Origin of the sequence: Streptomyces sp. NPDC048185 (genome assembly GCF_043202495.1) — a bacterium.
Lineage (GTDB): Bacteria > Actinomycetota > Actinomycetes > Streptomycetales > Streptomycetaceae > Streptomyces.
This window is the reverse complement of record NZ_JBIDAN010000003.1, coordinates 551,871-565,069: the sequence shown is the minus strand read 5'-3', so window position 1 is coordinate 565,069 and position 13,199 is coordinate 551,871. Positions and strand designations below refer to the sequence as shown.

Below are 13,199 nucleotides of genomic sequence, written 5' to 3'. Positions count from 1 at the left end.
GGCCGGGCCCACCGCCTGCTCCACCGAGGCCACGGCCTCCTCCCGAACTTCGAAGGGCAGGCCGTGCAGGAGCGGCGGTGCGGCCACGACCACCACGCGGACGCGGTCCGCCTCCCGGGCCACGGTGACCCGCGCGCCGTCCGGCGCCGCTTCCCGGGCGACCTGCACGACCGCGCCGGCCGGGTCCTGACGGGCCGCCGCGCGAGCCCCCGTGCGGGCCGCGTCCGCGCACTGGATCTGAGCGGCCACGGCGAGCAGACCCCACACCAGCGCCGTCGCGAACACCACCAGCACCGGCAGCACCACGGCGGTCTCCGCCGTCACGAACCCACCGTCGGCACTCCTGCGGGCTCCCCGCCCCGCCGACCGCTCACATCCGTGCATCGAGGGCCTTCTTCACGATGCCCTGGAGCTCCGCGCTGACCGCCCCGCTCGTCACCACCTTGTAGAGCACCACGGCGAACGCCACCGCCGCGACGATGCCCATGGCGTACTCGGAAGTGACCATTCCCGCGTCCCGCCGCGCCGCGGCCTGCCGCCACACCGCACGCATCCCGCGCACCAGGGCACGCCGTGCCCGTACCAATCGACTCATCACAACCCCCGTGAGGTTCGGTTCCGTCATTCACTCGCTCGTCCGTCGTCCACTCGCTCGCCGGCTCCGCGCCGTTCCGCTCCGCTCCGTCAGCCACCACCTCCTCCGCCCAGCACTCCGCCCGCCAGGCCGATCACCACCGGCAGTACGCCCACCGCGACGAACGCGGGCAGGAAGCACAGGCCCACCGGCGCGGTGACCATGACGGCCGCCCGGCGGGCACGGACGGTCGTGGCGCGCGCCCGGTCGGCGCGGGCCTGGGCGGCGAGGCGGGCGACCGGTCCGGCGGCGGGCATCCCGGACACGTCGGCGCGTTCCAGCAGTCGCGCCAGTGGCCCGGCGTCCGGCAGTGCGGCAAGCCCGCGCCACGCACCGCCCGGCTCGCCGCCGAGCCGGACTTCCGCGGCGCCGCGCACCAGCGCGTCCCCGACGGGCCCGCCGAGGGCGTCGCCCACGGCCTGGGCCGCGATCACCGGGCCGGCGCCCGCCGCGACACAGGCCGCCAGCAGATCCGCGGCCAGGGGCAGTTGACGGGCGGCCTCCACGGCGACGGTCTCCTCCACGGCCGACCCGGTGGCCGGCCGCTTCGTGTGCCACCACCACAGCGCCACCGCCGCGGCCAGCCCCACCACGGCGCCGATGACGCCGCCCACCAGGGCCCACCCGGCGCCCGCCGTTCCCGCCAGGGGCAGCCATGCGCGCGCGGTGGCCAGCACCTCGCCGCGCCGCGGACCGGCCCGGGCCGGCGACGGGACCAGCAGCGCCGCGAGCCGCTTCCGCACCGTCCGCCTGCGCCGCGCGGCTGCGGCCCCGCCCACCAGCCACCCGAGGACCAGCGCCGTCCCCAGCACTGCCCCCAGCCTGTGGACAACGTCCCCGTTCACGCCGCCGCCTCCGCACTCCGCACGATCCGGGCCACCCACCACACGCCGAGGCCCTCCAGCACCGCTCCGGCCAGCAGACAGCCGAGTCCTCCCGCGGTGTGCAGCAGCACGTGCAGCGGGTCGGAGCCGAGAGCGACACCGAGCAGGAGGCCCAGCACCGGCAGGCCGGCGAGCATCACCGCCGTGGCGCGGGCACCCGCCAACTGGGCGCGCAGGTCGGCCCGCTGGTCACGCTCGGCCCGCAGGGCCCCCTCCAGCCGCTCGAGCCCCGCCGCGAGCCCGGCGCCCTGGTCGACGGCCACCCGCCAGCAGGCCGCGAGGCCCCGCAGCCCGTCGGCACCCGGTCGGCGTGACGCCGCCGCGAGCGCGGCCGGGACGTCGCCGCCGAACCTGGCCGCCGCCAGTACCGCCGCCTGCGCGTCACCGAGTCCGCCGGAGTCGTGGGCCGCGCAGAGCAGGGCCTCGCCCGGCTGCCTTCCTGCCCGGACCTCGCCCGCGAGCGCGCCGCACAGTCCGATCACCGCGTCCTGCCGGTGCTCCCGGTCCCGCCGTGCCCGACCGGCCAGCCGCACCCGCCGCAGCACCGGCACCCCGGCCGCCCCCGCGACGACCGGGAGCACCGAGGCACCCAGTACCGCCAGCACCAGCCCGGCCGCCAGGGACCACCACTCGCCCCGCAGCCGACGGCGTACCTGCCGCAGCCCGTCGATCGCCCGGCGCGGCACGGGCGGCCCGGCCGCGACCGCCCCGTCCCCCGCCAGCAGCACCCGCGCACGCCGCGCTCCCGCGTACCATCCGACCGTCAGCCACGTCCCCGCGCCCAGACACGCCAGGGCAGCGGCCGCCGTCAGTTCATCCGTGCTCGTCACCTGTTCGCCTCCCTCCCACGGGCCGTGCTCCGAGTCCTTCACCGAGCAGCAGCTCCCGCAGTCGCTCCCAACCGCGCTCCGCCACGAACGCCTCATGGCCCCACCGCAGCGCCGGAACCGTCCGCACCAGGCCCGACGGGTCCCGTTCCAGCACGTGCACCTCGGCGATCCGCCGCCGTCCCGCCCGGTCCCGCGCCAGGTGCAGGACGACCGACAGAGCTGCCGCCAGCTGGCTGTGCAGGGCGGCCCGGTCCAGCCCCGCGGCGGTGCCGAGCGCCTCCAGCCGGGCGGGCACGTCGGCGGCGGCGTTGGCGTGCACGGTCCCGCACCCGCCTTCGTGTCCGGTGTTCAACGCGGCGAGCAGATGGACCACTTCGGGGCCGCGCACCTCTCCGACGACGAGCCGGTCCGGCCGCATCCGCAGGGCCTGCCGCACCAGGTTCTCCAGGCTGACCAGGCCCGCGCCCTCCTGGTTGGCGGGTCTGGCCTCCAGCCGGACGACGTGCGGATGGTCCGGCCGCAGCTCCGCCGAGTCCTCGGCGAGCACGATCCGTTCACCCGGTCCGACGAGCCCCAGCAACGCGCTCAGCAGCGTCGTCTTGCCGCTGCCGGTGCCACCGCTGACGAGGAAGGACAGCCGGGCCCGCAGGAGCGCCCGCAGCACTCGGTCCCCGCCGGGCGGCACGGTGCCCGCCGCCACCAGCTCGTCGAGCGTGAAGGCACGTGGTCGCACGACCCGCAGCGACAGACAGGTGCAGCCGACGGCGACCGGGGGCAGCACGGCGTGCAGCCGGGTGCCGTCGGGCAGCCGGGCGTCCACCCACGGACGGGCGTCGTCGAGCCGGCGTCCGGCGACGGCGGCGAGGCGCTGTGCGAGCCGCCGCACCGCTCCGGCGTCCGCGAAGGCGACCGGCGTGAGCTCCAGGCCGCTGCCCCGGTCCACCCAGACCCGGTCCGGCGCGGACACGAGTACGTCGGTCACCGACGGATCCGCGAGCAGCGGTTCCAGCGGTCCGCTGCCGACGAGCTCGGACCGCAACTGCTCGGCGGCACCGAGGACCTCCGCGTCGCCCAGGACTCGCCCCTGCTCCCGCAGTGCCTGCGCCACGCGCGCGGGGGTCGGCTCCGCACCGCTCTCGGCGAGCCACCTCCGCACACCGTCGAGCAGCTCCGAGGCGGACCCCGGGGCCACCCCGGAGCCGCCCCCGAGAGTCGCAGCGGGAGCCCGCCCGGGCGTGGGTGCGGATGCCGGGACCGGAAACGCCCCTGAAGCCCGTGCACCTGCTTCCCGGGCAGGCCCCGCGCCTGCTCGGGAGACCGACGCGGGCACCGACGCCGGGGCCGGAAACGCCCTCGGAGCCCCTGGACCTGCTCCCGAGGCAGGCCCCGCGCCTGCTCGGGAGACCGGCGCGGGCACTGACCGCGGCGCCGAAAACGCCCTCGGAACCCTTGGACCTGCTCCCGAGGCGGACCCGGTGCCCTTTCGAGGGGCCGCCGCTCCCGCGGACGACTCCGCCGCGCCCCCCATGGCCGCCCCGGCCGGCCCCCTCGCGCACGACCCGACGACCGCCCCCACGGACCGCCCCGGACGGCCCACTCCCGTCGCCGCCCACGCGGGCCGCCTGAACGCCCCCGGGCGCCCCGCCTCACCCGACCCCCGGAGCCCTGTCCCACCGGGCTCCCGGGGCCCTGTCTCACCGGTCTCTCGAAACCCCGCCTCGCCGGACGGCCCGGCCACCGCTCCCTTGGCCGCCTTCAGCACCACCGCCCCGGCCGGCAGGCCCTCACGCATCGCGTCTTCGGCGTGCACCGGCGTCCTCATGCCGCACCGCCCGTCTCCGCCGCCAGCGCCCGCTCCCAGAACTCCCGGCAGAAGCGCGCCAGTGGCCCGCGGCCGGCGGCGCCCGGTGGCCGCCTGCCCTCCGTCGCCCGCAGCAGCCCGGACTCGACGGGCACGTCGCCGACCAGTGGCAGCCCGAGCAGCCGGGCCACCTCCCGGTCGTCGAGCCCCGGCGCGTACGGGCCCCGCACCGCGACCCGCAGGTCGCGCAGGACCATGCCGACCGCGGAGGCCACCCGCCCGGCCGCCGCGACCGCGCGCAGCTCGGCCGGGACGACGAGGAGTCCGACGTCGATCTGGGCGAGGGCCTCGGCGACCCCGTCGTCGATCCGGCGCGGCAGATCGACGACGACCGTGCCGCCCCTGCGCCGCGCCGCGGCGAGGACCGCCCGCACCGCTGGGGCCGGGACGGCGACGCAGTCCCCGCGGTCCCAGCTCAGCACGCGCAGCGAGTGGAGTTCGGGCAGCGACTCCTCCAGGGCGCCGCCGCCGACCCGTCCGCGGGAGGCGGCGAACGCGGGCCACCTGAGTCCTTCGGCCGTCTCACCGCCGAGCAGGACGTCCAGTCCGCCGCCCAGCGGGTCGGCGTCCACCAGCAGGCTGCGCAGACCCTGGTGCGCCGAGGTGACGGCGAGCGCGCAGGCCAGGGTGGACGCTCCGGCACCGCCGCGCCCGCCGATGACACCGACGGTGAGGGCGGGCCGTCCGGCACCCTCCGCAACGTCGGCGATGCGGTCGACCAGCCACTGTTCACCGTCGGGCAGCATCAGGACGTGGTCGGCGCCGATCTCGACGGCCCTCTGCCAGACCCCGGAGTCGTCCTGGTCGCGGCCGACCAGCACCACGCCTCGTCTGCGCGCGGCCCCGCGTACGCGCCGTGCGGCGTCGTCGCCCACCAGGACGAGCGGCGCCGCCTCCCAGCTGCCGCGCTGCCCGGACGCCGAGGGCTTCCCGGGCACCGAGTGATGCACCTCGGGTGTGGCGCCGGCCGCCGCGCACAGGCGCAGCAGGTCGTCCAGGAGCTCGGTGTCCTCGGTGACGATCAGTGGGCCGCTCTGCCTCCCACCGGCTGCCGGCGGCGGTCCATGTGTGACGGTCCCGGTCATTCCTGCGTCCCCCTTCATCGGGTCTGCTGCGCTGCGTCTGCTGCGCTGCGTCTGATTCGGTGCGGCCGATTCGGTGCGTCCCGTGCGTCGCCTCGCCGGCGACCGGCCATATGCGCCCGGCAAAACGAACCGGTCATGAGCGGTGCGGCCCGAACGCGTGGAATCACCGTGCAGCGGACCGTGAAATTGTGTGGATCTTGGTCGATAACTGTGGACAAGCCGAGGGCTGTGAATATCTCCGTCACCCATACCGGTGAGCCCGGAGCCGCCCCACTCCGCCCCGAAGTGCGACTCCCGCAGAGCAGCCCATCAACTACACACAGTCAACAATCATGAGCATGACAAGAGACTCGCCGCATGCAGAGCGAGCGCGCCGATCGCGCCTGCGACAGAAGGGGAAACGCACCCGGACATGCGACGACCCCCGCCGGGGGGGAGAGCGGGGGTCGTCTCCACGGCCGACTCGGGGGGGGAGGAGTCGGACCGGGTTAGCACGGTCGCGAACGATCCGTGACTTCCATGGTGTACCCGAGAGCCTTCTCAGGCAAACCCACACGCCACACCTTACGCCGAATGGGCTGCCCCTATGCTCGGGGTCGTGGAAAACCACTCCTCGCCCCGTACCGCGGCCTTCTTCGACCTGGACAAGACGGTCATTGCGAAGTCAAGCACACTCACCTTCAGCAAGTCGTTCTACCAAGGCGGGCTGATCAACCGCAGGGCCGCGCTGCGTACCGCCTATACCCAGTTCGTCTTCCTCGCGGGCGGCGCCGACCACGACCAGATGGAGCGGATGCGCGAGTACCTGTCCGCGCTCTGCCGGGGCTGGAACGTCCAGCTGGTCAAGGAGATCGTCGCCGAGACGCTGCACGACCTGGTCGACCCGATCATCTACGACGAGGCCGCGTCCCTGATCGAGGAGCACCACACCGCCGGCCGTGACGTCGTCATCGTCTCCACGTCGGGCGCCGAGGTCGTCGAACCCATCGGCGAGCTGCTGGGAGCGGACCGGGTGGTGGCGACCCGCATGGTCGTGGGCGACGACGGCTGCTTCACCGGGGAGGTGGAGTACTACGCCTACGGCCCGACCAAGGCCGAGGCGATCCGCGAGCTGGCCGCGTCCGAGGGGTACGACCTCGCCCGCTGCTACGCGTACAGCGACTCGGCCACCGACCTGCCGATGCTGGCGGCAGTCGGCCACCCGCACGCCGTCAACCCGGACCGCGCCCTGCGGCGTGAGGCGCTCGCGCGCGCATGGCCGATTCTCGACTTCCACCGGCCCGTGCGGCTCAAGCAGCGGATTCCCGGCTTCGCCGTACCGCCGCGTCCGGCACTCGTCGCCGCCGCCGCGATAGGTGCCGCGGCGGCCACCGCGGGCCTCGTCTGGTACGCGAGCCGGCGCCGCACGGCAGTGGCCTGATCCGAACCTTTCACCCGTGTCTGACCACAGAAGTAAAGAAGTGCGGGGAGGGCTTCCACTTGTCCCCGGTCCGGAGTACAAAGGACTCAACGGCCCGCGAGACCAAGGACATCCGAAAGGATCACCTTAAGAACGCATTTGGCCCCACGGACCGAGCATGAACGCCGGGCACCCACGCGACGTCGACCCGTCGATTACGGGCCAGCCGCACCAGGTGACGGGCAAAGTCCCGACCTGATGGGCATATTTCGAGGACGCTTGGTAACGCGGTGAGCATGCCAGCGGCGGTACGAATTCTCGTACCGCCGCATTACTGCTGCGCCGCGCCCGGACGTCGGCTCACGCCGCTCCGCGCTGGAGCGCCTCGCACACCGCCGTCGACTCGCGCGCGCCCAGCTCCACCGCCGCGCCGCAGTGCGCGATCCAGGCGGCCATGCCCTCGGGGGTGCCGGAGACGTAGCCGTCGAGGGCCGCCACATAGGCCGCGCGGCCCAGCTCGGCGTGTCCGACCTCGGCGGCGCAGACCGACTTCGGGTCCAGACCGCTGCCGACCAGGACGATCCGCTCCGCCGCCCGCGCGACCAGGCCGTTGTGCGAAGCGAAGGGGCGCAGGGCCATCAGTTCCCCGTGCACGACGGCGGCGGTCACCAGCGCCGGCGCGGTACTCCCGGCGCTCACCAGTTCGGCCAGACCGTCCAGACGGCCGTGCGCCTCCGCGGCACTCGGCAGCGGCAGTTCGACGAGCGGTTCGTCCACCGGCTCGCCCTCCTGGCGCGGTCGTCCCACCTGATCGGCCTTGTCCGCGGCCGCCACCAGGTGCAGCCGGGCCAGCACCCGCAGCGGGGACTGACGCCAGATGGAGAGCAGCTGGCCCGCCTCCGCGGTCAGCCGCAGGGCCGCGCCCACCGTGCGCGCCTCGGCCTCGCCACTGAAGTCGGTCCGCCGGCGCACCTCCTCCAGCGCCCAGTCCGCGCCGGACAGCGCCGCGGAACCCCGGGCGCCGCGCAGCGCCGCCTCGGACGTGATCTCGTTGCTGCGTCGCCGCATGATCCGGTGACCGTAGACCCGGTCCACGGCCTTGCGTACGGACTCCACGGTCTCGGCCACGCCGGGCAGCGAGCCCAGGGCCGCGAGCGGATCGGCGGTCGCGCCTGTCGTACTCATGGGTACGACCCTACGCACCCGGACGCCACACCCCACGAACGAGTGGTCTTCTTCACTCGCCTCAGGCTCCCGTGCCACGTACAGCTACCGTTCCACTACGCTTCGTGAACATGAAAATTGCTTTCGTCGGGAAGGGCGGCAGCGGCAAGACCACCCTGTCCTCCCTGTTCATCCGCCATCTCGCCGCCACCGGCGCGCCCGTCGTCGCGATCGACGCCGACATCAACCAGCACCTGGGGGCCGCGCTGGGCCTCGACGAGGCGGACGCGGCCGCGCTGCCGGCGATGGGCGACCACCTGCCGCTGATCAAGGAGCACCTGCGCGGCACCAACCCCCGCATCACCTCCGCCGACGCGATGATCAAGACGACGCCGCCCGGCGAGGGCTCACGGCTGTTGCGCGTGCGCGAGGAGAACCCGGTCTACGAGGCCTGCGCCCGGCCGGTGGAACTCGACGGCGACACCGTCCGTCTGATGGTCACCGGGCCCTTCACCGAGGCCGACCTGGGGGTCGCCTGCTACCACTCGAAGACCGGAGCGGTGGAGCTGTGCCTGAACCACCTGGTCGACGGCCGTGACGAATACGTCGTGGTGGACATGACGGCGGGCTCGGACTCGTTCGCCTCCGGCATGTTCACCCGCTTCGACGTCACCTTCCTCGTCGCCGAACCGACCCGCAAGGGGGTCTCCGTCTACCGCCAGTACAAGGAGTACGCCCGCGACTTCGGCGTCGCCCTGAAGGTCGTCGGCAACAAGGTGCAGGGGCAGGACGACCTCGACTTCCTGCGCGACGAGGTCGGGGACGACCTGCTGACGACCGTCGGCCACTCGGACTGGGTGCGCGCCATGGAGAAGGGCCGGCCGCCCCGGTTCGCGCTGCTGGAGGACGCCAACCGCCGGGCGCTGCGGGCGTTGCACACGGCCGCGGACGCGGCGTACGAGCAGCGGGACTGGAAGCGTTACACGCGGCAGATGGTGCACTTCCACGTGAAGAACGCCCGGGGCTGGGGCAACGAGCGGACCGGGGCCGACCTCGCCGCGCAGGTCGACCCCGGGTTCGTCCTCGGCGAGGAGGCCGTCGCCCCGGTGTGATGCCTACTGCCTGGTCGCCGGCGCTCCGGGCACGCCCTTCGGCGCCGGGGCGGGGGCGGCCGACAGGAAGGACGCCCAGCCCTTCTCGGGGGCTTCGCCGACTTCCAGGGTGCGCAGCTTCTTCAGCGTCTTCGGGTCCTGGGCGTCCAGCCAGTCCACGAGCTGCCGGAAGGAGACGCAGCGCACCTCCTCCTTGGTGCACACCTTCTCGACGACCTCCTCGACGGCCCGCATGTACGTGCCGCCGTTCCACGACTCGAAGTGGTTGCCGATGATCAGCGGTGCGCGGTTGCCGTCGTAGGCCCGCCGGAAGCCCTGCAGCAGGCTGTCCCGCATCTGGTCACCCCAGAACTCCTGCTTGTCGGGGTCGCCCTGGGTGGCGGTGCCGGACTGGTTGACCATGAAGTTGTAGTCCATGGTGAGCTGCTCGTACGAGTGCCCGGTGAACGGGACGAGCTGCATCGACAGGTCCCACAGCCCGTACTTCTTCTTCGGCCAGACCTGGTTGTTCACGCCGCTGCTGTCGTAGCGGAATCCCATCTGGCTCGCGGCCCTCATGAAGTTCTCCTGGCCCTCCAGGCACGGGGTGCGGGCGCCGATCAGCTCCTTGTCGTAGTCGAAGGGCAGCGGTGAGGCGTTCTTCAGCCCCGTGTTGGTCTTCCAGGTCTTCACGAACCGCTTGGCCTGGCTGATCTCACTCTTCCAGTCCTCGACCGACCACTCGCCGACGCCGCCCCCGGCACCGCAGAAGTGACCGTTGAAGTGGGTGCCGACCTCGTTGCCCTCCAGCCACGCCTGCCGCAGCTGCGCGACGGTGTCGGTGATGCCCTCCTCGTCGTTGAAGCCGATGTCGGAGCGGCCCGGGGAGTGCTGCGGGGGCTCGTACAGGTCCCGCTTCTCCTTCGGCAGCATGTACACGCCGCTCAGGAAGTACGTCATGGTGGCGTTGTTCTCCTTGGCCACCTCACGGAAGTGCGAGAACAGCTTCTGGCTGTCCTCGCCCGCCCCGTCCCACGAGAACACCACGAACTGCGGAGGCTTCTGACCCGGCTCGAGACGCTCGGGCCGGGGCAGGTGCGGCTGTGCGCCGGTGTACGCCGTGGAACCGTCACCGATCAGCCGGACCCCGTTCTTGGGCGCCGGCGCCGCTTTCCCCTTCTCCTTCTGCGGGCCGTGCGTTCCCTCGGAATGGTTGCCGCCGGTGCCGATCGCGCAGCCGGCGAACGAGGCGGCGCAGATCGCGGCGATCACGACGCGCGTGGCGATCCTCTGGGTGGCGGCCATGTTCCGCCCACCTTCTTCCTTCTCTCGGGCCAACGCCGACGAGGGCGATGTCGGGTGCTGTACCGGGACGTGCCGTCAGCGCCGTCAAGGTGGCACGGGAGCGAGAAGGAATTAATATGACAAGCCGATGAAAAGACCGATTCACTCGCCAGAGCAGCTCATTACTCCATTTGCGCGAAAAGTCTATGCCTCCTCTTTACTCTGAATTACGATCCGTTTACTGAGTGCAATCAACGAATGCCCGAGAGTCCCGCCGCTGTACGCCGTGACCCACGGCCGCGACACCACCCCCGCCGAGCGGGGGACCCCCTGACCGCGACCGCGCAGCCCCGGAGGAGACGGGAAACATGTCAGCCTGCGTCCCTGCCCGCGCCGATACGGCCCGGACCGAGCACGTCCACCCGCCCCACAGCCCACCGCCCGAGCGCCCCCGCCGCTTCCGCATCGCGGGTGCCGACGTCTCGGCCTCGATCGCGGTCTTCCTGATCGCCCTCCCCCTGTCCCTGGGCATCGCCCTGGCCACCGGCGCACCCCTCCAGGCCGGCCTCGTCGCCGCCGCGGTGGGCGGGATCGTCGCCGGCCGGCTCGGCGGCTGCCCGCTCCAGGTCAGCGGGCCCGCGGCCGGACTCACCGTCGTCACCGCCGACCTCATCCAGCGCTACGGCTGGCGCACGACCTGCGCCATCACCGTCTGCGCCGGGCTCGCCCAACTGGGCCTCGGCTGCCTGCGCGTGGCACGCACCGCCCTCGCCGTCAGCCCCGCCATCGTGCACGGCATGCTCGCCGGCATCGGCGTCACCATCGCCGTGGCCCAGCTGCACATCGTCCTCGGCGGCACCCCGCAGAGCGCCGTTCCCGACAACCTTCGCGCCCTTCCCGCCCAGTTGGCGGACGCGCAGCCCGCCGACCTGGCGGTGAGCGTGCTGACCCTGAGCCTGCTGCTGCTCTGGCCCCGTATTCCCGGCCGGGCCGGGCAGCTCCTGGGCAAGGTGCCCGCCGCCCTGATCGCCGTCGCCGGTGCCACCGCGGTCGCCGCCCTCGCCGGGCTCCGGCTGCCCAAGGTCGACCTGCCCTCCTGGAGCAGCCACGCCCTGGCCACGCTGCCCGACGGCCCGGTGCTCGGCCTCGTCGCCGCCGTCCTCACCACCACGCTCGTGTGCAGCGTGCAGTCCCTGCTCGGGGCGGTCGCCGTGGACAAGCTCGTCGCCGCCCGGCCGGGCCTGACCGGCCGCGTCAAGCGCTCCGACCTGGACCGGGAACTGCTCGGCCAGGGCGCCGCCAACGTCGTCTCCGGCACGCTCGGCGGCCTGCCCATCGCCGGTGTGGCCGTGCGCAGTTCCGCGAACGTGCAAGCGGGCGCCGTCAGCCGGAACTCGACGATGCTGCACGGCGTTCTCGTAGTGATCGCCGCACTGCTGATGGTCCCGGCCCTGGAGCTCATCCCGCTCGCCTCGCTCGCCGCCCTGGTCATGGCCGTCGGCCTCAAGATGGTGTCCCTCAACCACATCCGCACGGTGACCCGCCACCGTGAGGTGCTGGTCTACGCGGTCACCACGTGCGGCGTGGTGTTCTTCGGCGTCCTGGAGGGCGTCGCACTGGGCATCGCCGTGGCCGTCGGAGTCGCCCTGCACCGGCTGACCCGCACCCGCATCACGCACGTCGAGACGGAAGGAGTCCACCACGTCCATGTCAGAGGCCAGTTGACGTTCCTGGCGGTGCCCCGGCTCAGCAGAGTCCTGCACCACGTGCCCCACGGCGCCGACACGGTCGTGGAGTTGGACGGATCGTTCATGGACCACGCGGCGTACGAGACGCTCCAGGACTGGCAGAAGACGCACACCGCGCAGGGCGGCTCCGTCGAGATCACCGGCCGTCGCCCCGGGCTCCGCATCTCCGAGCCGGCCGAGACGGACGGCTGCCGCTGCCGTCCCTGGACGCCCTGGCGCAACCACCAGTGCGACCGCCCGCCGACGGCACCCGCGCGCCCGCCCGGCGCCGGCCGGCGGCCCGGGACCGGCAGTGCCGGCCCCGCCGGTGGCGCCGGGACAGGCCCGACCGGCCCGACCGGCGAGCCCGCGGCCCCCACCGGCCACCGCGGGGCCGACCTCCCGGGCCGCCCCGACGGTCTCGGCGGCCTCGGCGGCCGAGGCGGACCGAGTGGCTCCAGCGGGCGCGAACTGGCGCGCGGCATCAGCGCGTTCCACCGCAACACGGCCCCGCTGGTGCGCGGTGAGCTGGCCCGGCTGGCGCGCGAGGGACAACAGCCCTCCCAGCTGTTCCTCGCCTGTGCCGACTCCCGGCTGGTCACGTCGATGATCACCTCCAGCGGCCCCGGAGACCTCTTCGTCGTGCGCAACGTGGGCAACCTCGTGCCGCTGCCCGGCGAGGAGAGCGGCGACGACTCGGTCGCCGCCGCGATCGAGTACGCGGTGGACGTGCTGAAGGTGCGCTCCATCACGGTGTGCGGCCACTCGGGGTGCGGTGCCATGCAGGCGCTGCTCGGCACGGAGCCCGGGGGAGCGCAGACGCCGCTCAAGCGGTGGCTGCGGCACGGGGCGCCGAGCCTGCGGCGTCTGTCCGAGGACGAGGACTCCTCCACCCGGCTGGCGGGGCGGCGACCCGTCGACACGGCCGAGCAGCTCTGCCTGGCCAACGTCGTCCAGCAGCTGGAGCACCTGCGCGCCCACGCGTCGGTCTCCCGCGCACTGGGCGCCGGGGAGCTGGAGCTGCACGGCATGTACTTCCACGTCGGCGAGGCCCAGGCGTACCTGCTCACCGAGGGGGACGGAGCCGGACGGTTCGAGCTGGTGCGGGAGACCGACCTGACCGCTTGAGCCGTACGGGCACCGGCGGACGCGGAGTGTGAGAGGCGTTACACACGCTGAACTCCGCGCCGCCGGCGCCCGTGGGTACGGGTGACCAGTGGCCACGGAGACGACGGGCGGC

General features: G+C 73.5%; 10 protein-coding genes and 1 pseudogene. 3 read left to right on the top strand and 8 right to left on the bottom strand.

What is annotated here, in order from left to right:
* Positions 1-6: 6 nt before the first annotated feature.
* From ACGF3H_RS13160 to ssd, 6 genes and pseudogenes are all read right to left on the bottom strand, one after another.
* Positions 7-384, bottom strand: a pseudogene (locus tag ACGF3H_RS13160) (TadE family type IV pilus minor pilin); the annotation flags it as partial.
* The gene (locus tag ACGF3H_RS13155) at positions 371-595 is read right to left on the bottom strand and encodes a DUF4244 domain-containing protein (RefSeq protein WP_362490185.1); all 225 of its coding nucleotides are present in this window, start codon (positions 593-595) and stop codon (positions 371-373) included. The gene ACGF3H_RS13155 and the pseudogene ACGF3H_RS13160, both read right to left, overlap by 14 nt.
* 89 nt (positions 596-684) lie before the next feature.
* Positions 685-1,479: a type II secretion system F family protein gene (locus tag ACGF3H_RS13150; RefSeq protein ID WP_362490182.1), complete on the bottom strand. Its 795-nt coding sequence runs from the start codon at positions 1,477-1,479 to the stop codon at positions 685-687.
* Positions 1,476-2,348: a type II secretion system F family protein gene (locus tag ACGF3H_RS13145; protein WP_362490180.1), complete on the bottom strand. Its 873-nt coding sequence runs from the start codon at positions 2,346-2,348 to the stop codon at positions 1,476-1,478. The genes ACGF3H_RS13150 and ACGF3H_RS13145 overlap by 4 nt, the downstream gene beginning before the upstream one ends.
* Positions 2,332-3,540, bottom strand: coding sequence for a TadA family conjugal transfer-associated ATPase (locus ACGF3H_RS13140; protein WP_362490178.1), 1,209 nt, complete (start codon positions 3,538-3,540; stop codon positions 2,332-2,334). The genes ACGF3H_RS13145 and ACGF3H_RS13140 overlap by 17 nt, the downstream gene beginning before the upstream one ends.
* Positions 3,541-4,166: 626 nt before the next feature.
* A complete protein-coding gene (gene ssd, locus ACGF3H_RS13135) occupies positions 4,167-5,294 on the bottom strand; it encodes a septum site-determining protein Ssd (protein ID WP_362490176.1) in 1,128 nt (375 codons plus the stop codon).
* A 586-nt stretch (positions 5,295-5,880) separates the two neighbouring features.
* On the opposite strand from ssd, the gene ACGF3H_RS13130 reads away from it, so the two are divergent.
* Positions 5,881-6,714 carry an HAD family hydrolase gene (locus ACGF3H_RS13130; RefSeq protein WP_362490173.1) on the top strand — a complete coding sequence of 278 codons (834 nt, stop codon included), beginning with the start codon at positions 5,881-5,883 and terminating at the stop codon, positions 6,712-6,714.
* 339 nt (positions 6,715-7,053) lie between these two features.
* Here ACGF3H_RS13130 and ACGF3H_RS13125 read toward each other — a convergent pair whose 3' ends face one another.
* Complete coding sequence (locus ACGF3H_RS13125; RefSeq protein WP_362490170.1) at positions 7,054-7,878, bottom strand: oxidoreductase; 825 nt, start codon at positions 7,876-7,878, stop codon at positions 7,054-7,056.
* 110 nt (positions 7,879-7,988) lie between these two features.
* On the opposite strand from ACGF3H_RS13125, the gene ACGF3H_RS13120 reads away from it, so the two are divergent.
* Entirely contained in the window at positions 7,989-8,969 is a 981-nt protein-coding gene (locus ACGF3H_RS13120) for an ATP-binding protein (RefSeq protein ID WP_362490167.1), read from the top strand.
* A 3-nt stretch (positions 8,970-8,972) separates the two neighbouring features.
* On the opposite strand, the gene ACGF3H_RS13115 is transcribed toward ACGF3H_RS13120, so the two are convergent.
* Positions 8,973-10,253, bottom strand: a complete 1,281-nt coding sequence (locus tag ACGF3H_RS13115; protein ID WP_362490166.1) for a hypothetical protein — start codon at positions 10,251-10,253, stop codon at positions 8,973-8,975.
* Positions 10,254-10,600: 347 nt separating this feature from the next.
* Here ACGF3H_RS13115 and ACGF3H_RS13110 point away from each other — a divergent pair, with 347 nt between their 5' ends.
* Positions 10,601-13,087: a SulP family inorganic anion transporter gene (locus ACGF3H_RS13110; protein ID WP_362490163.1), complete on the top strand. Its 2,487-nt coding sequence runs from the start codon at positions 10,601-10,603 to the stop codon at positions 13,085-13,087.
* Positions 13,088-13,199: the final 112 nt, after the last annotated feature.

Coding starts and splice junctions, on each gene's coding strand:
- ACGF3H_RS13155 (WP_362490185.1), bottom strand. CDS start 595: ATGAGTCGATTGGTACGGGCACGGCGTGCCCTGGTGCGCGGGATGCGT.
- ssd (WP_362490176.1), bottom strand. CDS start 5,294: ATGACCGGGACCGTCACACATGGACCGCCGCCGGCAGCCGGTGGGAGG.
- ACGF3H_RS13130 (WP_362490173.1), top strand. CDS start 5,881: ATGCTCGGGGTCGTGGAAAACCACTCCTCGCCCCGTACCGCGGCCTTC.
- ACGF3H_RS13125 (WP_362490170.1), bottom strand. CDS start 7,878: ATGAGTACGACAGGCGCGACCGCCGATCCGCTCGCGGCCCTGGGCTCG.
- ACGF3H_RS13120 (WP_362490167.1), top strand. CDS start 7,989: ATGAAAATTGCTTTCGTCGGGAAGGGCGGCAGCGGCAAGACCACCCTG.
- ACGF3H_RS13115 (WP_362490166.1), bottom strand. CDS start 10,253: ATGGCCGCCACCCAGAGGATCGCCACGCGCGTCGTGATCGCCGCGATC.
- ACGF3H_RS13110 (WP_362490163.1), top strand. CDS start 10,601: ATGTCAGCCTGCGTCCCTGCCCGCGCCGATACGGCCCGGACCGAGCAC.